Source organism: Solwaraspora sp. WMMA2080, from assembly GCF_027497395.1.
Taxonomy (GTDB): Bacteria; Actinomycetota; Actinomycetes; order Mycobacteriales; family Micromonosporaceae; genus Micromonospora_E.
Map to the genome: position 1 here is coordinate 741,788 of NZ_CP114910.1, position 22,807 is coordinate 764,594.

The window sequence follows — 22,807 nt, forward strand, 5'->3', positions numbered from 1 at the left end:
GACCATGACATCCACAGCGGACAGCACGATGGTCGTCGCGACCACCGGCACCGACGGAGTGACCGAGATCGTGGTCGACCGGCCGCCGGTCAACGCCCTGCCGGTCGCCGGCTGGTACCGCCTCGCCGAGGCGGTCACCGCCGCCGGCGCCGACCCGGCCACCCGGGCGGTGGTGCTGCGGGCGCAGGGCCGCGGCTTCAACGCCGGCGTCGACATCAAGCAGATCCAGGCCGACCCCGGCAACGACGCGCTGATCGGCGCCAACCGGGGCTGCTTCGCGGCGTTCGCCGCCGTCTACGACTGCCCGGTGCCGGTCGTCGCCGCCGTCCACGGCTTCTGTCTCGGCGGCGGCATCGGCCTGGTCGGCAACGCCGACATCATCGTGGCCAGCGACGACGCCACGTTCGGGCTGCCCGAGGTGGACCGGGGCGCGCTCGGCGCCGCCACCCACCTGTCCCGGCTGGTGCCGCAGCACCGCGCCCGGGCGATGCTCTACACCTCCGCCACCGCCACCGCCGCCGAGCTGCACGCCTACGGCTCGGTGCTGCGCGTGGTCCCGGCCGCCGAGCTGCGGTCCGCCGCGCTGGAGGTCGCCCGGCAGATCGCCGCCAAGGACCCGGTGGTGATCCGGGCGGCGAAGGAGTCGCTCAACGGCATCGATCCGTGGGACGTCAAACGCAGCTACCGCTACGAACAGGGCTTCACCTTCGAGTTGAACCTCTCCGGTGTCGCCCACCGGGTCCGCGACGGCTTCGGCGACCAGGCTGCCCCCGAGCCGGCACAGCAACACGGCGATGGCCGGGCTGGCGACCCGGGCCGGGAGGGCTGACCGATGGACCTGCGCCCGGATCCCGCCAACGAACAGTTCCGCGCCGAGGCCCGCGACTGGCTGCGCGCCCACCGGCCGGCCGGCCCGCTGCCCTCCGGCGACACCCGCGCCGGCTTCGCCGCCCACCTGGAGTGGGAGCGCACGCTGTACGACGGCGGCTGGTCAGTGGTCTCCTGGCCGCGCCGCTACGGCGGCCGGGACGCCTCGCTCTGGCAGTGGCTGATCTTCGAGGAGGAGTACGCCGCCGCCGGTGCGCCGCAGCGGGTCACCCAGAACGGCATCTTCCTGCTCGCGCCGACGCTGTTCGAGTTCGGCACCGACGAGCAGCGGGACCGGATCCTCCCGGCGATGGCCGCCGCCCGCCAACTGTGGTGCCAGGGCTGGTCCGAGCCGGGTGCCGGCAGCGACCTGGCCGCGTTGACCAGCCGGGCGGTCCGCGACGACGCGGCCGGCGGGTGGCGGCTGACCGGGCACAAGACGTGGACCACCCGGGGCGCGTTCTGCACCCACCTGTTCGGTCTGTTCCGCACCGACCCGCAGCAACAGCGGCACCGGGGGTTGACCTACTTCCTGGTGCCGCTGGACACCCCCGGGGTGACCGTGCGGGGATTCGGCCGGTTCGACGGCGACGAGGGGTTCGCCGACGTCTACCTCGACGACGTGTTCGTGCCCGACGCCGACGTGATCGGCGAGGTCGGATCCGGCTGGCGGGTGGCGATGGCCACCACCGGCTCCGAGCGGGGCCTCACCCTGCGCCCGCCGGGCCGGTTCACCGCGGCCGCCGCCCGGCTGGTCCAGTTGGCCGGCGACCGGCCGGACCGGCTCACCGGCCGGCTGCGCGAGCAGGTGGTCCGGGCCTGGCTCGGCGCCCGCGCCTACCAGCTGTTCACCCTGGCCCAGGTGACCCGGATGCTCGACGGCGACCCACCGGGCGCGGCCGCCAGCCTCAACAAGATCCACTGGTCCGAACTGGACATCGCGCTGCACCGTACCGCCCTCGACCTGCTCGGCCCGGACGCCGAGGTCGACGTCGACTGGACCCGCGGCTTCCAGTTCTCCCTGGCCGGCCCGATCTACGCCGGCACCAACGAGATCCAACGCGGCATCGTCGCCGAGCGGCTGCTCGGCCTGCCCCGACGCTGAGGAGGAGACGGCATGCGGTTCGCCCTCACCGACGAGCAGGCCACGCTGCGTGACGCGGTCGACGATCTGCTCACCGCCGAATGCCCACCGGCGGTGGTCCGCGCCGGCTGGCCCGGTGGCGACCCCGCCCCGCTGGACCGGCTCTGGACCGCGCTCGCCGAGATGGGTCTGCTCGCCGCGGCGGTGCCCGAGTCCGCCGGTGGACTCGGACTGACCGAGGTGGACCTGGTGCCGCCCCTCACCGCCGCCGGGTACGCTGCGGTGCCGCTGCCGGTGGCCGAGACCGCCGCCGTCGCCGGCCCGCTGCTGGCCGCCGCCGGCGACCCCGGCGGGCAGCTCGCCGCGCTCGTCGAGGGCCGCTGCCGGATCGCCGTCGCCGGGCCGGGTGGCCTGGTCCCGTACGGGCAGCGGGCCGACCTGCTGCTGCTCCTGACACCGCCGGACGGACCCCGACTGGTCCGGCCGGCCGAGGTCGCGACCACGCCGGTGCCGACCATGGACGGCAGCCGGGCCGCGCTGCGGCTCACCGGCGACCCCGCCGTCGGGCCGTCCGTCGGTATCCGGCTCGACGTGCCGGCTGACCTGCTGGCGCTGACCGCCGACCGGGCCACCCTGGCCGCCTCGGCCCAGCTCGTCGGGCTCGGCCGCCGGATGCTCGACCTCACCGTCGCGCACGTCGGCACCCGCCGCCAGTTCGGCGCCCCGGTCGGCAGCTTCCAGGCGGTGCAGCACCAGCTCGCCGACGCCCTGCTCGGGCTGGAACTCGCCGCCCCGGCCGTGCTCGCCGCCGGCTGGGCCGCTGCCACCGGTGCCGACAGCCGCCCGGCCGATGTCTCGGCCGGCTACCTGCTCGCCGCCGACGCCGCCGAACGGACCGCCCGCGCCGCGCTGCAGTGCCACGGCGCGATCGGCTACACGACCGAGTACGACCTGCACCTGTACGCCAAGCGGGTGTGGGCGATCGTGGCCGCGACCGCCGGCACCGACTACCACCTCGACCGGCTCGGCACCGCGATCGGACTGCCCGCCGCCACCGCCGAGCAAGGAGGACGACCGTGACCGACGCCGCCGACGACGCTACGGCCCACGACGACGAGGCGGTGGTCCGGTACACCACCGACGGGCCGGTGGCGGTGGTCACCATGAACCGCCCCCGGTACGCCAACGCGCAGAACTCCGCGATGACCTACGCCCTCGACGACGCCTTCTCCCGGGCAGCCGCCGACGACGACGTACGGGTGGTGGTGCTCGCCGGTGCCGGCAAGCACTTCTCGGCCGGGCACGACATCGGCACCCCCGGGCGCGACGCCGACCGCAGCTTCCCCCGCCGGGCCGGGCTGTGGTGGGACCACGTCGGCAAGGCCGGCGCGGAGAGCCGGTTCGCCCGTGAGTCCGAGGTCTACCTCGGCATGTGCCGGCGCTGGCGGGAACTGCCCAAACCGACCATCGCCATGGTGCAGGGCGCCTGCATCGCCGGCGGCCTGATGCTCGCCTGGTGCTGCGACCTGATCGTCGCCGCCGACGACGCCCGGTTCGCCGACCCGGTCGTGCGGATGGGCATCCCCGGCGTCGAGTACTTCGCCCACCCGTGGGTGATGGGACCCCGGTTCGCCAAAGAGTTCCTTTTCCTCGGCGAACGGGTCGACGCGGACCGGGCGCTCGCACTCGGCATGGTCAACCGGGTGGTGCCCCGGGCCGAGCTGCAGCCGTACACGATGGAGCTGGCCGGGCGGATCGCCACCATGCCCCGGCTCGGCCTGGCGCTGACCAAGAAGGCGGTCAACCAGGCCGAGGACCTGATGGGCCTGCGCGCCGGGATGGACTCGGTGTTCGGTCTGCACCACGTGGCGCACGCGCACAACGCGGAGGTCGGCGATGATCCGCTGGCCGGCCACGACGCCCGCAGCATGCGTGAGCGGACGGACGGTGCCGGCTGATGCGGTTCGACCTGCAGTTGTTCGGTCTGCCGGCCGCCGAGTACGCGCCGCTCGCGGTGCACGCCGAGCAGCTCGGCTTCCACACCGTCTGGCTGGCCGACCACGTGATCACCCCGGCAAGCTACGCACCGACCTACCCGTACCGGTCCTCCGGCGACCCCGGCATCCGGCCGAGCACCCCACTGGCCGACGTGACGGTGACGCTCGGCCACCTGGCCGCCCGGACCACCCGGATCCGGCTCGGCACCGGCGTGCTGATCGCCCCGCTGCGGGACCCGTTCCACATCGCCCGCGCCTGGGCCAGCCTGCAGCAGCTGTCCACCGGCCGGGCGGTGATCGGCGTCGGGGTCGGCTGGATGGCCGAGGAGTTCGCCGCGCTCGGCGCCGACTTCGGCACCCGTGGCGCCCGCACCGACGAGATGCTGCGGGTGCTCGACCTGCTCTGGTCGGGCCGGCCGGTCGCCCACCACGGACGGTTCTTCGACTTTCCGACCGTGCACTTCGGCGCCGCGCCGCAACCGCCGGTGCCGGTGGTGGTCGGCGGGCACAGCCAGGCCGCGCTGCGCCGGGCGGCCCGGCACGGCGCCGGCTGGTTCGGGCCGGACGTCGACCTGGCCACCTCCGCCCGGTTGTGCGCTCGGATCACCGCGCTACGGGAGGAGCTCGGCCGGGCCGACGACGACTTCACCCACCACGTCCGGCTCTCCGGCGAGATCAGCGTCGCCGCCGTCGAGGCGTACCGCGACGCCGGTCTGGACCACCTGGTCGTCGCGCCGTTCACCCGGCTGCCACCGGCGGCCACCCGGGCGGACCGGCTGGCCGCCCTCGACTCCGTCGCCGAGCGGCTCGCGTCGCTGTGGCCCGACCCGGCACCGACCGGCCGTCCCGCAGGAGAAAGAACCGGCCGCACCACAGGAGAGAACGTATGACCGCAGCCACCGGACCGGCCGTCTTCGACCGGGCGACCATCGACGAGTACACCCGGGCCGGGCACTGGGACGACGACACCATCGCGTCGATGGTCGCCCGGCACGCCGCCGCCCGCCCCGACGACCCGGCGTTCTTCGCCACCGACGCCACCCTGAGCTGGTCGGCGTACGACACGCTGAGCACCCGGCTGGCCGGCGGTTACGTTCTGGCCGGCCTGCGGCCGGGGGAGCGGATCGCCACCCTGCTCACCAACGGCGCACTGGTGCACGTCGCCTACCTGGCGGCGCAGAAGGCCGGCCTGGTGACGGTCGGCATCGGCCCGCGGACCGGCACGGCCGAGGTACGGCACCTCATCCGGCGTACCCGGGCGACCGCGCTGCTCACCCGGCCGGTGCACCGGGGCCGCGCCGCCGCCGACCTGGCCGCCGAGCTGCGCGCCGGTGAACCGCCGGCCGGTGAACCCCCGGCCGACCGGCCGGCGCACCTGACCGTGCAGCTCACCGCCGCCGGCGAGGTCAGCCTGCTGCGCGACGGTGAGCCGCTCCCGCTGCCGGACGTGGCCGCGGCGGCCGCCGCCCTCGCCGGCCGCGGCCTCGGCGCCAACGACCTCTTCTTCCTCAACTCCACGTCGGGCACGACCGGGCTGCCCAAGTGCGTGATGCAGACGATGAACACCCGCAAGTACTTCGGGCCGCTCGCGGCCGAGGCCGCCCGGTTCGGCCCGGACGAGGTGTTCGCCAGTGTGCTGCCCGCCCCGTACGGCTTCGGGCAGTGGAGCGGGCACGTGGTGCCCACCATGTACGGCTACCCGACCGTGCTCGCCGAGGAGTTCGACGCGGAGCAGACCTGGCAGCTGATCGAACGGCACCGGGTCACCGTGCTCGCCGCCGTGACCAGCCAGTTCGTGATGATGCTCAACGCCGGTGGGTACGCCGGGCGGGACGTGTCGTCGCTGCGGGTGCTGTTCACCGGCGGGGAACGGGTGCCGGCGCAGCGGGCGGCGCGGTTCGAGGAGGAGACCGGCTGCGCCGTGCTGCAGTTCTACGGTTCCAACGAGGCCGGACCGATCAGTGTGACCCGGGTCGACGACTCCCGGGAGCACCGGTTGGGCACCGCCGGCCGGGTGATCCCGCAGATGCGGGTGCGGCTGTTCGACGCCGACGGCGCCGACGTGACCGCGTCCGGCGGGCCGGGGCAGTGCGCCGCCCGAGGCCCTGGGCTGACTCCCGGCTACTACGACGACCCGGATGCCAACCGGCAGCTGGTCAACCCGCAGGGCTGGATGCTCACCGGTGATCTGGTGCGGATCGACCCGGCCGGCTACCTGACGGTCACCGGCCGGGTGGCGGACTTCATCATCCGGGGTGGGCACAACATCAGCGTGCTGGCCGTCGAGGAGGCGGTCGGCGGCTGTGAACGGGTCGCCCAGGTGGCGGTGGTGCCGGCCGCCGACGAGGTGCTCGGCGAGCGGGCCTGTGCGTACGTGGTGACAACCGACGGAGCCGAGCTGACCCTCGACGAGCTGCGGGCCGAGCTGGCCGCCCGGGGCGTCTCCAAGTACGAGTGGCCGGAACGGCTGGTCACCCTGGCCGAGCTGCCGCTGAGCGCGGGCGGCAAGGCGGACAAGGCCCGGCTGCGGGCCGACGCCGCGACCAGGTTCGGCTGACGGGCCGGTTCGGCTGACGGGAACCCGAGGTCACTCCGCGAGCGTGAGGCCACAGGTGCATCAAGATGCACCTGTGGCATCACGCCCTACCGGTACCTCGGCCCCACGACAGTGACGCCGTGCTCGCCTGCCGGTGCGGGGTCAGGAGCCGGACCAGACCGCGACGACCTGATCGCTGGTGGTCCAGTCCTCCGGGGCGAGCAGGGCCCGGAACGCCGGTTCGCAGGCGGCGGTGAGCTCGGCGTTGTTGTTGGCGACGCAGTCGGCCGGCACGACGGTGAAGTAGTCCCGTTCGATCGCGTCGCGGACGGTGGACTCGACACATCCGGTGCCGGCGACACCGGCCACCACCAGGCTGCGGATGTCCCGGCTGCGGAGCAGGTTCTCCAGCTGGGTGCCGACGAACGCGCTGCGCCGCAGCTTTTCGAACACCACGTCGCCCGGCTGCGGGGCGAGCTCGTCCACGATCTCCCAACCCCAGGTGCCCCGCATGCAGTGCAGCGGTTCGAAGCCGTGCCGCAGGTTGTCGGCGAGCCAGACCGGTGAGGCCAGCGACCCGTCGGGATGCTGCACCACCCGGCAGTAGAGCACCGCGACGCCGGCGGTGCGGGCTGCGGCGGCGAGCCGGGCGATCGGCGTCACCACGCTCTGAAAGCCGGCCACCATCGCCGTGCCGAAGGCCTTCGCGCAGTATCCGTCGTCGTGCACGAAGTCGTTCTGCATGTCCACGACGAGCAGCGCCGTCCGGGTCGGTTCGATCTTCAGGTCGAGGCGGTCGGGTAGGACGTGACCGAGGTAGCTACGGGCCATCGGAGCTCCCGGGGGATCGGCGGGCGTGCGGGTGCCCGGGCGGGACCCGAGAACCCGCCAAGCAAGTGCTTGGTTGACCTGATGGTATGCCCGGTCCGGTCGACCGGGCAATGCCCCGGCCCGGCAATCCGCCCGCCGACGGCGAGCCGGGGGCGACCCGGGGGTGCGCCGACGACCGTCGGCGCACCCCCGGGCGGTGGTCACCAGGTGGCGCAGTACCCGACGCTGAACGTCCGGGCACCCGGCTTCAACGTCCGGTTCCAGTCCACGCCGGTGATCCGCCAGGTCCCGTCGCCGAACGACTCCCGCTCGAAGTTCCACGCGGTGTAGATGTCGCCGGGCAGCTCGACCGCCGCCCGCCAGTCGACCGGCTGATCGGTGGCGTTGCTGGCGACGATCTCCGTGCAGTACCCGCCGCCGCCGTCCGAGTCCCACTGCGTGATCGGCTCGAACGCCACGTCGACGTTGGTGCCGTCGACCAGCCGGCCGACCCCCCACCGCGCGGTCGTCTGGTAGCCGACACCGTTCTGCTCGGCCCAGTTGCGGATCGCCGTACGGGCACCGTCGGCGGCGTCATTGACCTGGAAGTCCAGCCCGTGGAAGGTGTCCAGACCGCCGTACTCGAGCAGACTGATCGCCGCCTCGACGGTGTAGCCCGTGTCGGTACGCACCACCGCGCTGGTCAACCGGCCGGCCTGGAACGCCTCGTCCCCGGTGCCGAACGAGACGACGTTGTCGGCGTTGATCCGGATCTGCGTGTCGTCGTAGCGGTAAGGGCCGTTCTTCGCGTTGCCGGCGTCGACGTAGATCTCCACCGAGTCCTGCGTCCACGGATCGGAGCCGGTGACGTCGACCACCGGGTCGGCCACCTCGGCCAGCACGTACAACGTCTGGTCCTGCCACAGGGTCCGGACGGTGGCCACCGCTCCGTCGGTGCCGGACACCTGCTTGGCGGTGGTGACCTCGGTCGCGTGCGACCAGCCCGCGTCGACCGTACCGTCGATGGCCGGTGCGCTCGGCGTCCGTACCACCTCCAGGTAGGACAGCTCCTCGACCAGGGTGAGGGTGCCGACGGTGCCGGCCGTGGCCCAGCCGGTGGTGGCGGCGTCGTCGGTGACCCGCACGTCGAAGGGGACGGTGCCGCCTTCCGCCGGGTCGGACAGCGGCAGCTGCGCGACGACGGCGTAACCGCCGTCCCGCTCGGTCGCCACCGCCGGTACGTCACCCGATCCGTCCCGGAACACCGGGTACGTTTCCCCGTCGAGCACGAACTCGACCCGGTCGTCCGACGACGGGTTGGCGTCGGTGACCGAGACGTACGCGGTCAGCCGGTCGGCCGACCAGCGCAGCTGGAACCCCGCCGTCTCCTCCACCTGATGCAGGGGCAGCTTGCGCCAGGTGAGATCCGAGGTGACCCCGGCGGACAACGCGACGTCGCCGGCGAAGACGTTCGCGGTGCGCAGCCGGGCCGGCAGCTCCGCGTCGACCGCGCCGTAGTACGCCGGCTTGGCCTGGTACCCGTCGTCGAACAGCAGCGGGGCGCCGTTGTCGGAGCGCCACGACCGGCCGTCGGTCAGCCCCCACACGGTGACGACGGCCAGCTTCTCGCTGTACGCCCGGAAGATCCGGAACGCGTCCCGCAGGAAGTAGCCCTGCTCGATCAGGTTGGCCTGGGTCACCGGGGTCCCGATCGTGACGTCGAGCTCGGTGACCGCCTGGACCACCGGCAGACCGGCGAACCTCTCCAACGTGGTTTCGAGGCTGCCGACCGGTGTCGACAGCGACACGTGGAACTGGTGTCCCACCCCGTCGAGCGGCACCCCCCGGTCGAGTAGCCGCTCGACGAGCGCGTGGTAGCGCGCCTGCTTGCCGCTCTGTTCGGTGTTGTAGTCGTTGATGAACAAGGCGACCGGATCGGTGTCCGCCACCGCGTACATGTCGTTGAACGCCTCTTCGGCGTACTGGAACGACAGGTCGATGAACTCCTCGCCGAGGATCCGGTACCACTCGCTGCGGCGCAGGCCGTCGGAGTACTCGCCGCTGTCGCTGACCACCTCGTTGACCACGTCGAACGCGTTCAGCGGGTTGGCGGCGGAGCCGAACCGGCCGTACCGGTCGCTCAGCGACTCGGCCACCGCGAAGATGTGCCCGCGCAGCCGGTCGCGCAGCACCTGCTGGTCGGCGGCCGACGAACTCAACGGCTCGCCGTCGGCGTCCTGGAACATCCACTCGGGGGTCTGGCTGTGCCAGACCAGCACGTGCCCGTACACGCCGATCTCGTTGGTCTGCGCGAAGTCCATCATTGCGATCGCCTGCTCGTGCGGCCGGAAGTTGCGGTCCGCGTCGTACCACGCCTCCGGCTTCATGTGGTTCTCCGGCGTGATGTTGGTGAAGTGCCGGGTCAGCAGCTCGGCGGCGGACCCGACGGTCTCCCGGCTGTCGATCGCGACGCCGACCGGGAAGTCGGTGGTCTCGTGTATCCCGGTGAGGTCCTCGACGACCGGTGGCTCGGGCACCCGCACCACGACGTCGTCGAGCAGGAAGTCGCTGGTGTTGCCGGTGACGTCCGCTCCCTGCCAGCTGGTCTCCAAGTAGAGGAACGCGCTGGTGAAGGTCGGCGCGGTGAAGCTCGCGGTCACCTCGGTCCACCCGTCGTCGGTGACCGTGTCGAACTGGGCGAGGGTGCTGAACGACTGACTACCGTCGGCGGTGGTGGCGGCGATGCTCAACCAGATGTCATCGGTCGGCTGACCCTGCGCGAACCGCAGCCAGCCGGACAGTTCGTAGCCTACGCCCGGCTCGAACGCGGTGGTGACGTCGCGCCCGATCCCGGCGCCCTGGTTGACCCGGTCGGTGACGAGCGCGGCCGCCTCGCCGCCGTGCGCGACACCGGTCAGCTCGACCGTCGGTGCTCCCGGGCCACCGTCGCGCGGCACCCAACCGTCGAGGCCGTCCTCGAAGTCGCTGTCGATGACGACGGTGCCCGGCGGCGCCCCGCCCGGTCCGGTGTCCGGCGCGGTGATCAGGATGTCGTCGACCAGGTACGTGGCGGTGGCCTCGGCGGCTTCCAGGTAGACCTGGTGTGTGGCCGGGTCGGCGTCGGTCGGCACGGTGAACTCGCCGGTCACCGTGGTCCAGTCGTCGGCGGTGACCGTGGTGTTGCCGATCCAGTTGTAGTCCGGCTTCATGACGAACCGGAATCCGGACGACGCCGGCCCGTCCGGGGCCAGCCGGACGCGCGCCGAGAACGTGTGGGTGACGCCGGCGGTGAAGATTCCGGCCGGGCTCTGCAGCCCGTCGAACCCTTCGACACGGTCGCTGACCCGCAGCGCCCGGCCGTTCTCGGTGTCCACGACGGTCAGGGTGGGTCCACCGCTGGCGGACCAGGTGCCGGTGGTGCCGTCCTCGAAGTCGACCGCGCTCACCGTGACTACGCCGGGTGTCTCGTCGGGGCTGGTGACGAGGACGTCGTCGAGCAGGAAGGGAGTGGTTCCGGCGGCTTCGACGTACAGCGTCGCCGAGGTCAGGCCCGTCGGCATGGTGTACTCACCGCCGATCTGGACCCAGGTGTCGGCGGTGGTCTCGGCGGCGTCGCCGATCCAGGTGTAGGTGTCGTCGCCGCCGTCGGCCGGGGTGGCTGCGACGGTGAAGTGGACACCGGCCGCGCCCTCGGTGCCGGCCGGCAGCTTCACCCAGCCGGTGACCGAGTGGACGACGCCGGGCGAGAACAGGTCGGTCGCGCTGGTCGCGGGGCCCTGCCAGTCGGCGGTACGGCCGGTGACCGACAGGCTTGCCGCGCTGTCCCGGCCTTCCTCGGCGATTGCCAACGTCACGTCACCGCGGGGGCCCCACGGTGCGTACGAGCCGGACTCGAAATCATTGGCGAGCAGCGTGGTGTCCGCCGTCGCGGACGGGGCGGTCGCGATCGTGGCGACCAGCGCGGTCGCGACGGCCGCGGCGAGGGCGGCCAGTCGCGCAGGTGGACGGGGTGGGTGGTATCTGAGGCGCATGAAGGCTCCTGCACGGACGTACGTACGTGTGGTCGGTGCCTGGTGAATCGCGCCAGCAGATCCAGACGGCGGAAATGTTAGCCGGGCGGAGCGGGTACGTCGAGGGCCCGGCTCGCCGGGCCGTGTGGGGGTCAGCAGTTGTTGCTGGTCAGCCGTACGGTGTACTCGTAGTCGTCGTGGGTGATGCCCGACGGCAGGCCGTCGAAGTAGGTCTCCACCTTCTGCCAGCCGCGCCGTTGCTCGTAGTGCAGGTGTGGCGCGCCCGAGTTGCCGGTGCTGCCGAGCAGCCCGATCTGCTCGCCGCGCGCCACCCGCTGACCTTCCCGGACCATCGGCGGTTCGAGTAGATGCAGGTACTGCGTCTCCCAACGGCCGCCGTGGTCGATCTTGACCCAGTAGCCGCCACCGCGCCCCCGGGGCCCGTCCGGATCCTCCGGGTTACGACCGCCGACCGAGCCGTTGACGCCGGCCACGGTGACGACACCGTCGTAGGAGGCGAGCACCGGCCTACCCCACGGGTCGCCCTCGGTCGGGAACAGGTCGACGTCGTAGTCGTCGTGGCCGGGGTAGGTGCCCAGCTGCCAGGTCTCGCCGCAGGCGACCGGGAGCTGGAACAACGGCCGCGGCCCCGGCTCCCGCAGCCACGGCACCACGACCACACCCAGCGCGACGACGGCCGGTACCGTCGCGACGGCGACGAGGATCAGCAGGGTACGCAGGGTCCGGCCGCGACGTCGGCCGCGACGCCGGCCGGTAGGAAACCCGGTGGTCACACTTGCGAGCATGGCAGACGTCGGCACCGTGCCAGGAGGTGGGCCGTCGTACTGCCAGTTGACCGTCAGCTTTCGTCCAGGTGGAGCTGGACACCGCGAGCTACCGTGGCGGGCGTCGGGACCCAGGGCTGGAGGAGCCTACGATGAGCAGCTTCGTCAAACGTTCTCTGCTGTCGATGCTCGCGTCGAAGCTGAGCCGGCACGCCCGGCGGCGGGGGCACGGCTCGCCGGTCGACAGCCTGCTCCGTGAGGTCGACCACCGGCTCAACCGCCGGCACCGTGGTGGTCACTACGGTCACTACGGCAGCGGTCACCACGGCTACCACGGCCACTACCGGCGCAAGCGCTGGTGACCGCCGCCGGCCGGGCAGGTCAACTGTCGGAAACGGTGGCGAACCCACGCCGCCAGTTCTTGGCGTCGGTGTCCGGCTTGTAGTTGTTCTCGATGTTGCCCGCCGCGTCCACCGAGAACCAGAAGACCTTCGTCCCGTACGGCACGGTCAGGGTCTCGCCGCCCTCCCGTACGCCGCCAGCGGTGTAGAGCGTCGACCCGAAGGTCGGCTGACTACCGTCCAACGTGTAGAAGATCGCCGCCGGTTCGCTGACCTCGAACCGGACGTCGACCAGGGTGTCGTCCGGACCGGGCGAGGTGACCAGGGAACTCGTCGGCCGTCTGCGGTCCTTGTCGTGGTCACGGGCCACCCGCATCAGCTCCACGAGACCGTTGGCGTACTCCATGGTCTGCTGGTGTGCCTCGTCCCAGGCCGGCTGGAACGAGGTACCGACCTCGAAGTTCCACGCGTAGATGCCGTACCTGTACCACAGCATGTCGCCGGAGTTGCCGGCAGCGGAGTAGAGCACGTCGGAGATGGGACCGGTCCTGGCCGGGGTCACCGCCAGGTTGCGGTGCCGCTTGATCGCGGTGAGGATTCGCGACGACGCGCCCCAGAAAAAGGACTCCTCCGCCAGGGTCGGCCGTGGTGCGGTGACCCGGCCCGGGGTGACGTATGCACCCGGCGACCACATGAAGTAGTTGCCCGACGAGTGCAGGTTCATCGAGAACTTGATGTTCGGCCGGCTGGCCAGCCAGTCCAGGTTCCGGTTCTCCGGCTCGGACAGTTCGCTCGGGCCGGCGTACACGTCGCTGGTGCAGCTGGTTGACGCGCCGGAGTACCCGTCGAAAAGGCTGTACTCGGTGTAGTTGCGGTTGTTGTCCACACCCCACGAGTTGCGGGCCAGCGCGTCGGTCGCCCCACCGGCGGCGCAGTGGTTCGTCATGTTGCGGCGCTGGAATCCGTAATCGTAGAAGGAGTAGTGGCCGCCGTCGGGGTTGATCGACGGTGCGATCCAGATGTCCAGCGTACGGAGCAGCTGCTTGGTGTTCTCGTCGGCACGGTGGTTGCGGAGCAGGCGTTCGGCGGTCTCGATCGCGACCAGCGGGGGAACCCATTCGCGGGCGTGCTCCTGCGCGTAGGCGAGCACCCCGGTGCGCGAGCCGTCCCGGTACTTGCCGATCCGCAGCGCGTACACCGGGTGCGGGTCGCGGGAGACGGTGGCCGGCGCGGTCAGGTTGTCGCTCAACGGGGTCACCGGGGCCGGGGTGACCACGCCGTCGCCAGCGCCGCCCCGGTAGGTGTAGGCGCTGACCAGGTCGCCCGCCGAGGCATTGATCGCGGCGGTGACCTGCGCGGCGGTGCTGACCACCGTGCCGCCACCGTCGGTGCCCAGGTCGACCCGGATGGCGCTGCCGTCGACGGTGACCGACAGGGGCCGGTCGCCGGCACCGGGGTCGACCAGTTCGACGGTGATGTCGTTGCCGCCCTGGTGCCCCCACGCGTGCGAGTCGACGGCGACCCGGCTCGCCGTGGTGTCACCCAGCACGACCTGTGCCTTGCGCCGGTACCCGTTGGTCCGGTACGGCAGTTCGACGACCTCGGCGAGGTGGGGGAACTCGTCGGCCAGCCGCTGGATCCGGTCGTACAGTTCGGTCGGGGTGAGGTAGCTGGTGACGAAGTCCTTTTGGTATCCGGGTCCCTCGGGGGAGTCGTCCGGGATCGGCAGCCACTGCTCGACCTCGGCCACCGCCACGTCGCCGGTCGGGCTGACGATCTGGATCCGGTCCGGCCGTACGCCGACTGTGCCGGCGCCCCGGTGGTAGAGATAGACGCCGGCGTCGACGAACCGTGTGATGACCTGTGTGCCACCGGAACCCATGGCGGTGCCCGGGCCGCTGTCCCGGGACACGGTCAACGTGCTCGGTGAGCTCTGCCCCTGGGCCCACTTCGCCTCCACCGACAGCACCTGGTCGGTGCCGGAGGTGTAGTAGTCGGCCCGGATGATCCTGATGTCGGCCACCGCGGCGTCCTGCCGCACCCGCGCGGTGAACGTCTGGTTGTCGGCGCGGTGGCGGGCTATCGTCGCCTCCCGCTCGGCGACGCGTGCCCGGGCGTCGGCCGGCTCGTGTAGCAGTTTGCCGATCCGGAAGCCACCGGCCCGCAAAGCGTCGATCTCGGTCGGGGTGACGACGGCGTGGACGACGATCCCGGCGGCGGTCTGCGACACGTGGTGATCCAGGTCGACTCCGGTGGCGACGAGAGCGTCGAGCTCGTCGCGGTCGGTCACGACGACCTCTACGACGCTGGCCTGCTCGTCGGCCAGCCGTTCGAGCGGGGCCTGGATCCGCGGCCGCTCGGTAGCCTGCGGACGGTCGACGGACGGCGCAGTGGCCGGCACGGCGGTGGCCGGCCCGGCCAACAGGACGACGGCACCGGCGGCGGCCACGGCCGCCGCGAGTTGCCGTCGCCACTGGGATGCAGGTGAGGGAACCATGTGGGACCTTTCACTCGCGGTGCCGCTGATCCATGGGTGGGAGCAGGGCGACGGCCGGAACGACCCGCGACGACGCACCGTACGGCACCGCCACGGGTAGGCGAGAAGGATCGACCAGTACGGATTCGATCATCCTGGCCGGCAGCGGTGTGCTCTGTCAACGACCTGCCGGTGCGGCGCGCCGGCGGTCAGACCGGCGGATTGCCGCCGGCGATCGCCGACCGCAGCTGAGCGCAGGCCTGGTCCGCCGTACGCGTGAGTCGCTCACTCGCGTCGGGGCTCAATCCGCGCTCGGTGGCGGTCCAGCCGACCCAGGCGGCGGCGACGTCGGGAAGCACCGGTCCGGCCACCGGATCGGCACCGGCTTCGGCGGCGAGCGCCGGCAGGCCGAGCACGGCGAGCACCCGGCGTGGCCCCAGCTGCAGCGGATGGCAGGCGGCCTGCTCGACGAACTGCTCGACGAGCAGGTCGACCGCGCGGCTGGCGGTGCCGTCGGTCGGGAACCCGGCCGCCGCCTCGGAGGCCAGGAACGCCCGCTTCAGCAGCTCGATCTCCACGGTGGTCGGAAACGGATCCGGCGGGGCCGCGACGTCACTGAGCGCGCGGGCCCGGGCCAGCGTCAACGCCCGCATCTTCCGGTACGCGTCGGGCATCGGTCGCAGTTTGTACTCCGGGTTCTCCATCAGCTCGTCCGACGTGGCGACGGCGTCCTCGATCAGCCGTCGGGCCAGCGCCGGATCGAGCGGTTCGGTCACGAAACCGTCCTCGCCCCCGTGTGTCCGGTCGAGCAGTTGCCGCAGCGAGTCGACCCGGGTGCCGAGCAGGATCTCCCGGATCCGTCCACCGCCGATCGCCTGGTCGATCACGGTGAGGATGCCGTGTTCGTCGGTGCCGCCGTAGGAGAAGCCGCAGAGCAGCACCGCCGTCTCACCGTACGGGTCGTGCGCCCACCGGCAGCAGTCGACGTCGACCCGGCCGATGCTGCCGGTCCAGGGCGGTTCCGGCAGCCCGTGCCCGACGAGCCGGTCGGCGTTGAGCCGGGCGAGTTCCCGTTGGGTGTCGATGGTGCTCATCGCCTGGAGACCGCGTAGCGCGGCGACCGCCGTCGGGGTCCGCCGCCGGCCAAGTTCGTGAATGACCGCGGCGTCGGCCTGTACGGCGTCGGCGAGTGGCAGGCTGATCCCTTCGGCGCTCTCGTGGGCGAGTAACTGGGTCATGCTCTGCTCTACCGACCACGGGGAACTTCCTCCTTTCAGGGAGAAGCTCCATTCCAGGAAGTCCGCGCTCGCCGAGGCACGGTCGAGGCTCTCATCGCTGTCACCCATGGCGCGATTGTCGCAGTCGGCGGGCCGTGGTGCGACGAAGGCCGTCAGTGGGTCGAGTAACTGTCGATTCCTCTGCCCGGCGGACTCGTTGGGATGGACGATGCTGAGTACACTGGGCGGTGCGACAGAATCCGCGGTCAGCGTGCTGATCCTGGGCACGGCCGAATGGGATTCGGCTGTCGCCACCAACCAGCACTACGTCACCCGTGAGTTGGCGGTCGGTGCGCAGGTCACCTTCGTGGAGTCGCTCGGTCTACGTCGACCGACACTGCGTCCCGACGACCTCGCCCGGATGGTCGGCCGCGTCCGGCGGGCCTTCGGCGCGTCGGCCGGTCCGTCCACCCGCCAGCCGGCCAGAGCGAGGCCGGCGAACACCACGATCGTCTCGCCGCTGGTGGTACCGGTGCACCGGGCACCGACGCGACCATTGAACCGGGCCGTCCTGCGCCGGGCGACGGCGACCTGGCTCACCAGTGACCGGCCGCGGGTGCTGTGGACCTTCACCCCGGTGACCTACGGCCTCGAGGCCGCGGCGGACGTGGTCGTCTACCACTGCGTCGACCTGCTGGCCAGATTCCCGGCGTCGACCCGGGGGCCGTGGCGAACGGCGAGCGCGACCTCGCCGTCCGGCCCGACGTGGTGGCGATCGCGACCAGTGACGCGGTACGCGTACACCTGGCATCATCCGGTTTCTCCCGGATCGAGCTATTGGAGAACGTTGCCGACACCACGGTGTTCCAGCGGGGCAGCCGCCCGGCGGCCGAGCGCCGTCCGGCGGTCATCGGATTCCTTCTGTGGATACTCCGGCCTTCAGGACTCCGTTGGGGAACGGCCAAACCCGTTGGATTTGTCCGTTGGCATGATTACCGGGTTGATCGGGTGGAAAGGGTTCAGTATGTCGCTGCAGTCGTGGGACGACCGTGGGATGCCGGAGTGGACCGCGCGGGTGGTCAGGGCGTCGTTCCCGAAGGGCACCCTGGCCATGCGGATCCGTGACGCGCTGGGCCCGGTGTTCACCGATGACATGTTCGCGGAGGCGTTCCCGGCGGGAGGCCGTCCGGCGGCGTCGCCGGGGGCGTTGGCGCTGGTGTCGGTGCTGCGGTACGCCGAAGGGCTCAGCGACCGTCAGGCCGCCGACCAGGTCCGGGCGAGGATGGACTGGAAGTATCTGCTCGGCCTGGAACTCGACGATCCCGGGTTCGACTTCACGGTGCTCAGCGACTTCCGTGCCCGGCTGATCAAGCACGGCATCGAGGAGAAGATACTGGATGTGGTCCTGGACCGGTGCGCGCGGCAGGGACTGCTGCGCGCTGGCGGTCGACAGCGGACGGACTCCACGCATGTCCTCGCGGCGGTGCGCACGCTGAACCGGATGGAGTTCGTCGGGGAGACCCTGCGGGCGGCCCTGGAGGTCCTGGCCGCAACCGTACCGGGGTGGCTGACGCCGCTGATCGACGCCGGCCGGGTCGAACGCTACGGCGCCCGGGTCGACTCCTACACCAGAACCTGGCGACGCGCAGGCTGATGCCCGAACAGCATGTGGTCGATGCGGGCTACGTCACCGCCGCGCATGTTCTGACCGCCCGCGATGAGCACCGGGTTGACCTGCTCGGACCCGTCGGGCCCGATACCCACCAGGGTGAACGTCTCCCGCAGTCGGCGTTCCGCGTCGACTGGCAGGCCAGGACCGTGACCTGTCCGCAGGGCAAGGCCAGCATCAGCTGGTCCACCCAGCGCAAGAACAGCGGCACCGAGCTGGCCCGGGTCCACTTCGCCGCCACCGACTGCACCGGCTGCCCCGTCCGCGCGGCCTGCACCACTGCCGCGGTCAACAGCGAACGGGGACGCAGTCTCACCCTGCTTCCCGCAGCCCAGCAGCAGATCCTGGACAGCCGACGTCGCGAACAGACCACCGAAGCCTGGCAACAGAGCTACCACATCCGCGCTGGTGTCGAGGCCACCATCTCCCAGACGACCCGACGCACCGGCATCCGACGCACCCGCTACCTCGGCATGGACAAGACACACCTCGGTCACCTCCTCGCCGCGACCGCCGTCAACGTCATCCGCATCGACGCATGGCTCACCGACACGCCCCTCGGCCGCACCAGAACCAGTCACCTCACCCAACTCGACCTCGCCGGCTGACAGGCGGTACATCATGTCTTGGCCGTTCCCCAACGGAGTCCTTCAGGGCGGGGAGGATTGTCAAGTGGCGCTACTGGGGTCCGGTCACCATCGGTGTCGCCGCGACGGTCGCCAGCCTCGTGATGCTGGTCGGCTCGGCGTTGTCGCTGCAGCTGCTGCGCCAACTGGTCCGGCTGCTGTCGCTGCTGGCGCCAGCGGTGGCAGCCACGGCCGTCGTCGGTTGGGCGCTGGCCGGGGACGGACTGCTCCACACAGCCGCCTCATGCAGCGCGATCGGCCTGATCTGGTCGGGCTACACGGTGCTGGTGCCGTCGTTGCGGCGGGTCGTCGTCACTGAGCTGTGGGCGAAGGTCGCCGGCCGGACGACCTGACGTGCCGGGCCCGGACGCATTGTCCGGGCCCGGCACGTCACCGGTCAGAGAGTCCGTAGTCGTACGTCGCGGAACTCCATCACGTCGCTGTTACCGTGGTTTTGCAGACCGATGAATCCGCTGACGAACTGGCGCAGATCGGTGGGCGGGTCACCCGCCCGGGACGACTGCTTGCCCGGCACGTTGTCGAACTCGCTGATCGTCACCCCGTTACGGATGATCGTGTAGTGCTGTCCGACTACCCGGATCTCGTAGTCGTTCCACTCGCCCTTCGGTGCGGGCAGCGCCTGGTCCAGGTCGTTGGGCTGGAAATTGTAGATCGACCCGGTCTTCTGCGGTTCTCCGCCCGCTCCGTCGTAGAGCTGGATCTCATGGCCGCAGAAGATCGCCACCCAGGCCTGGGAACTGCGGGCGGAGCCGACCGTGCCGCAGCTGCCCTCCGGCCGCTCGTCCACCGGCACTCGTGGATCCGGGAACCGGACGAACACCCCGCTGTTGGCCCGGGTGTCACCCGGTGACACGTCCTTGAACCGCAGCCGTAGCGAGTAGTCGGCGAACTCCTCCTCGCCGTACCAGAGCATGCCCAGCCCGCCGGAGCTGCTGATCGACCCATCCGGTAGCAGCCGGAACGTGCCTCCGGGGGCCTGCCGCCACCCTGACAGCGAATGGCTGGTGCCGTCGAACAGCGTCCGGTAGCCGGCGGTCCGACCGACGGGTGAGTCGGCACCGGCGGTCCGCAGCGTCGCCGCCTCCTGCTCGTCGAGCACCTCGCCGTCGGTGAGCTGCGCCAGCACCTCGTCCAGGTGGCTGGTGAACGAGCCCTGGTTCGGCCACTGCCGCTCGTCGTCGATCAGATCGTTGACCGTGCACCCGGCACCGGCGTCGTGGTTCGTCACCCCGGTGTCGGTGTCCAGCAGCCAGACCGTTTCCCGGGCATCCGGTGCATCGCAGCCGGTGTCGACCACGACGGTGTGCTCGGCCACCTCGCCGTCGGCGTAGGTCACCTTCACCGTCGCCTCGAACCGCCCGTGCTTGCGGTAGGTGTGGGTCGGGTGCGGCAGGTGCGACACCCGGTTGCCCTCACCGAAGGTCCACTCCCAGGCCACCCCGCCCACCCGGTGGCTGGAGAAGGTCACCGTTCGCGGGTCGCTCGGATCCGGGACCCGGGCCGAGGCGTACTCCGGTCCCGGGGTCGGCGCGCCGCCGTCGTAGACGATCCGGATCAGCTTCTGATTGCCGTGCAGGGTGAAGAATCCGCCGCCGTAGTCCAGCAGGTAGAGCGCGCCGTCCGGGCCGAACTTGGCGTCCATCCAGTGCTGCAACTGGGTGCCGCCGTTGCCACCGGGAATGATCGCCCGAAGGTCCTCCGCGTAGGCGGGGGCGCCCTGGTCGGGCACCACCGCCGGGTCGACGGTGACCGCCACCCGGTTGTCCGCGTTGGACTGGTCACCGATGAACCACTTGCCGTCCCAGTGCACCGGCCAGGCCACACCGCTGTCGGTGTCGACCTGTGAGCGGTGGTACGTCGGGCCGTTCATCACGGCCTGGCCGCCACCGCGCAGGTAGGGCCGGGTGAAGGTCTCTTCGCCCGGCTCGTACGTGGGCAACCCGCTGCCACCGGCACGGGTCGGGAAGACCGGGCCGCCGCCCTGCGGCGAGTACCAGATCATGTTGTCGCGCACCGGCGGCAGATTCACCAGCCCGGTGTTCCGCGGCGAGGTGTTCCGCGGATTGTCGCAGTCGTACCAGCCGGTCAGTACCGACGCGTCGGTGTTGCTGCGGTCCCGGTACGGCTGCCGGTTGCCCATGCAGTACGGCCAGCCCTGGTTACCGGCGGAGGTGATGATCGTGGCGTGTTCGTACTTCGCCGGACCGAGTTCCGGATCCGGGTTGGTGGCGTCCGGGCCGACCCAGGCAGCGGTCAGCCAGTCGTTGACCGGGTCCCAGGCGATGCGCGACGGGTTGCGTACCCCCATGACGTAGATCTCCGGGCGGGTCTTGCCGCCGCCTTCCTCCTCGCCGGTGAACAGGTTGCCGTCCGGGATGCTGTACGTGCCGTCCGGTTTCGGTGTGATCCGCAGGATCTTGCCGTTGAGGTTGTTGGTATTGCCGGCGGTACGGCGGGCATCCTGGAACGAGACGCCGGCGTACTCCTGGGTCCAGTTGTTGCCGGAGTAGCCGCTGGAGCCACCGGACGAGTTGGCGTCACCGGTGCTGACGTACAGGTTGCCCGCGTCGTCGAAGGTCATCCCACCCCCGGCGTGGCAGCAGCTGTGGATCTGGGTGTCCCAGCTGAGCAGGTCTCTCCGGGTGGCCTGGTCGATGCTGGCGTTGTCGTGGTCGTAGGTGAACCGGGACACGGTCCGCTGGCCGATCCGGTTCTCCCGGTCGATCGACTCGTGGGGCATCCAGTACACGTAGAACCAGCCGTTGTCGGTAAACGCCGGATCCAGGGTCATGCCCAGCAGACCCTCCTCGCTCTTGACCAGCTCGCTGCCGCTGCCCCGGTTGCCCATCACCTCCAGAGTGGTGAGCAGCTTCACCTCCCGAGTCCGCGGATCCCACTGGTGGATGGTGCCGCAGCCCTTGCCGATGTCCGGGTTCGACCAGTCGGGGATCGCCCCGGAGGGGCAGGCGGCGCGGCCGATGTAGAAGACCGTGCCGTCCGGCGCGATGGTCAGGCCGTGCGGCTCACCGACCTGATCCAGTTCACCCTGCTGGTTGGTGCCGGTGAGCCGCTCGATCCGGTAGTTGGCGGCTATCGTCGCCTGGCAGTCACCGCGTACCGTGCCGGCGGTCCACTGGATTGCGCCGAGGATGTGGTCGCGGAACTGGAGGTCCTTGGCCCAGCTTGCCTCGGTGCGGCCCATTCCGGTGTAGAACGACCGGCCACCGTCGTAGTCGTGGCACCAGGCCACCGGGTGGAACGGTCCGTTGCCGCTGAGCCCTGCGTCGTAGCTGGTCTCGTCGACCTGGGCGACGACGTGCACCCGACCAACCGGGTTCGGGTCCCAGCTGATCCACTGGTCGTCGCGGGTCCAGTTCATCGGCAGGTCGCGGGTCGCCGGGTGGTTGCGGTCGGTGACGTCGACCTCTGCCTGCTGGATCTGGGTCTCCGGTGCCGCGCCGGCGTCGGCACCGATCAGCCAGAGCTCGGCGAGCTGGGTCAGCGGCTCGCCGCTGTTCGCGGTGATGTCCAGCCGGTAGTGCCGGTAGGCCTCGGTGTTGTCGAACGCGAACTGCCGGGTGAGGAACCGCTGTGGGAAGCTCTGCCCGGTCCGGCGGTCCAGATCGGTCCAGTTCTTGCCGTCGTTGGACCCCTGCAGCGTCCAGTCCCGCGGGTCGCGGCCGGGGAAGTCGTTGGCCGAGGTGAGCGCGTACCGGTTGACCACGGTCGGCTCAGCCAGCTCACCGGCCAGCCAGCCGGTCGGGGAGCGGGTCAGCCACTTGGTGCCGGTGGCGCGGTCGAACGCGTGGCTGGCGGTCTCGTTCGGCGGGTTGTTGCCGCTGGCGCTCGACTCGACCACCGTCTCCGCCGGCGGCAGGGTGGGTGCCGGCCGGGTGCCGAGCAGACCGGTGAACCATTCCGATCCGGGCTGGGTGTACGCCGCGTCGTGCACGCCGACGAAGCCGCCGCCGCCCTTGACGTACGCCTGGAACGCCGCCTCCTGCGCGTCGTCGAGGGTGACGCCGGCAGTGGAGAGGAAGACCACGCTGCGGTAGCGGGCCAGGTTGTCGGGGTTGAACACGCTCGGATCGTCGGACGAGTGCACATAGAAGCCGTGCTCGTTGCCGAGCCGCCGGATGACGTTGGTGGCCCGGCGGACCGGGTCGCTCTGTTCGGCCTCGGGGCCGTGGAAGACCAGCACGTTGACGACCCGGTTGCCCCAGGTGGGTGGCGTGGGGTCAGCCTGGGCGGGGGAGACCGGCGCGGTCAGCAGACCGCCCAGCAGGGTGACGGCCGCGGCCGCGGCGGCTGATCGGTGGCGCAGTCGGGGGAATCTGAAATGGCGTCTGTCGGCCATTCCTGCTCCTT

16 protein-coding genes are annotated in these 22,807 nt (G+C 71.2%); 10 read left to right on the forward strand and 6 right to left on the reverse strand.

Annotated features, from left to right (window positions below; translation table 11 throughout):
* The first annotated feature begins 4 nt into the window (after positions 1-4).
* The 6 genes from O7543_RS03295 to O7543_RS03320 are packed head-to-tail and all read left to right on the forward strand — an operon-like array spanning position 5 to position 6,505.
* The gene (locus O7543_RS03295) at positions 5-829 is read left to right on the forward strand and encodes an enoyl-CoA hydratase family protein (protein ID WP_281555243.1); all 825 of its coding nucleotides are present in this window, start codon (positions 5-7) and stop codon (positions 827-829) included.
* 3 nt (positions 830-832) lie between these two features.
* A complete protein-coding gene (locus tag O7543_RS03300) occupies positions 833-1,972 on the forward strand; it encodes an acyl-CoA dehydrogenase family protein (protein WP_281555242.1) in 1,140 nt (379 codons plus the stop codon).
* A gap of 12 nt (positions 1,973-1,984) precedes the next feature.
* A complete protein-coding gene (locus tag O7543_RS03305) occupies positions 1,985-3,031 on the forward strand; it encodes an acyl-CoA dehydrogenase family protein (protein WP_281555241.1) in 1,047 nt (348 codons plus the stop codon).
* Complete coding sequence (locus O7543_RS03310; protein WP_281555240.1) at positions 3,028-3,909, forward strand: enoyl-CoA hydratase; 882 nt, start codon at positions 3,028-3,030, stop codon at positions 3,907-3,909. The genes O7543_RS03305 and O7543_RS03310 overlap by 4 nt, the downstream gene beginning before the upstream one ends.
* Entirely contained in the window at positions 3,909-4,838 is a 930-nt protein-coding gene (locus O7543_RS03315; RefSeq protein WP_281555239.1) for a TIGR03619 family F420-dependent LLM class oxidoreductase, read from the forward strand. Before O7543_RS03310 ends, O7543_RS03315 begins: the two co-directional genes overlap by 1 nt.
* Positions 4,835-6,505, forward strand: a complete 1,671-nt coding sequence (locus O7543_RS03320) for a class I adenylate-forming enzyme family protein (RefSeq protein ID WP_281555238.1) — start codon at positions 4,835-4,837, stop codon at positions 6,503-6,505. The genes O7543_RS03315 and O7543_RS03320 overlap by 4 nt, the downstream gene beginning before the upstream one ends.
* Positions 6,506-6,646: 141 nt before the next feature.
* On the opposite strand, the gene O7543_RS03325 is transcribed toward O7543_RS03320, so the two are convergent.
* The 3 genes from O7543_RS03325 to O7543_RS03335 form a co-directional block, all read right to left on the reverse strand.
* Entirely contained in the window at positions 6,647-7,315 is a 669-nt protein-coding gene (locus tag O7543_RS03325; protein WP_281555237.1) for an isochorismatase family cysteine hydrolase, read from the reverse strand.
* Positions 7,316-7,515: 200 nt separating this feature from the next.
* The gene (locus tag O7543_RS03330; RefSeq protein ID WP_281555236.1) at positions 7,516-11,325 is read right to left on the reverse strand and encodes an endo-1,4-beta-xylanase; all 3,810 of its coding nucleotides are present in this window, start codon (positions 11,323-11,325) and stop codon (positions 7,516-7,518) included.
* Between the two features lie 131 nt (positions 11,326-11,456).
* The gene (locus O7543_RS03335) at positions 11,457-12,098 is read right to left on the reverse strand and encodes a M23 family metallopeptidase (RefSeq protein ID WP_281555235.1); all 642 of its coding nucleotides are present in this window, start codon (positions 12,096-12,098) and stop codon (positions 11,457-11,459) included.
* A 143-nt stretch (positions 12,099-12,241) separates the two neighbouring features.
* On the opposite strand from O7543_RS03335, the gene O7543_RS03340 reads away from it, so the two are divergent.
* A complete protein-coding gene (locus O7543_RS03340) occupies positions 12,242-12,451 on the forward strand; it encodes a hypothetical protein (protein WP_281555234.1) in 210 nt (69 codons plus the stop codon).
* Between the two features lie 19 nt (positions 12,452-12,470).
* On the opposite strand, the gene O7543_RS03345 is transcribed toward O7543_RS03340, so the two are convergent.
* Positions 12,471-14,927: a M14 family metallopeptidase gene (locus tag O7543_RS03345; protein ID WP_281555233.1), complete on the reverse strand. Its 2,457-nt coding sequence runs from the start codon at positions 14,925-14,927 to the stop codon at positions 12,471-12,473.
* A gap of 188 nt (positions 14,928-15,115) precedes the next feature.
* Positions 15,116-16,252, reverse strand: coding sequence for a hypothetical protein (locus O7543_RS03350; protein WP_281555232.1), 1,137 nt, complete (start codon positions 16,250-16,252; stop codon positions 15,116-15,118).
* A 100-nt stretch (positions 16,253-16,352) separates the two neighbouring features.
* Between O7543_RS03350 and O7543_RS03355 the strand changes: the two genes are divergently transcribed.
* The 3 genes from O7543_RS03355 to O7543_RS03365 all read left to right on the forward strand — a co-directional run bounded on the left by O7543_RS03355 (position 16,353) and on the right by O7543_RS03365 (position 18,771).
* Positions 16,353-17,777: a transposase gene (locus O7543_RS03355; protein ID WP_281555231.1), complete on the forward strand. Its 1,425-nt coding sequence runs from the start codon at positions 16,353-16,355 to the stop codon at positions 17,775-17,777.
* On the forward strand, positions 17,777-18,400 hold the full coding sequence (locus tag O7543_RS03360; protein WP_281555230.1) for a transposase: 624 nt from the start codon (positions 17,777-17,779) through the stop codon (positions 18,398-18,400). The genes O7543_RS03355 and O7543_RS03360 overlap by 1 nt, the downstream gene beginning before the upstream one ends.
* Positions 18,401-18,522: 122 nt before the next feature.
* The gene (locus O7543_RS03365) at positions 18,523-18,771 is read left to right on the forward strand and encodes a hypothetical protein (protein ID WP_281555229.1); all 249 of its coding nucleotides are present in this window, start codon (positions 18,523-18,525) and stop codon (positions 18,769-18,771) included.
* A 44-nt stretch (positions 18,772-18,815) separates the two neighbouring features.
* On the opposite strand, the gene O7543_RS03370 is transcribed toward O7543_RS03365, so the two are convergent.
* Positions 18,816-22,796 (reverse strand): ThuA domain-containing protein, encoded by a 3,981-nt coding sequence (locus tag O7543_RS03370; protein WP_281555228.1) that lies wholly within the window; start codon positions 22,794-22,796, stop codon positions 18,816-18,818.
* Positions 22,797-22,807: the final 11 nt, after the last annotated feature.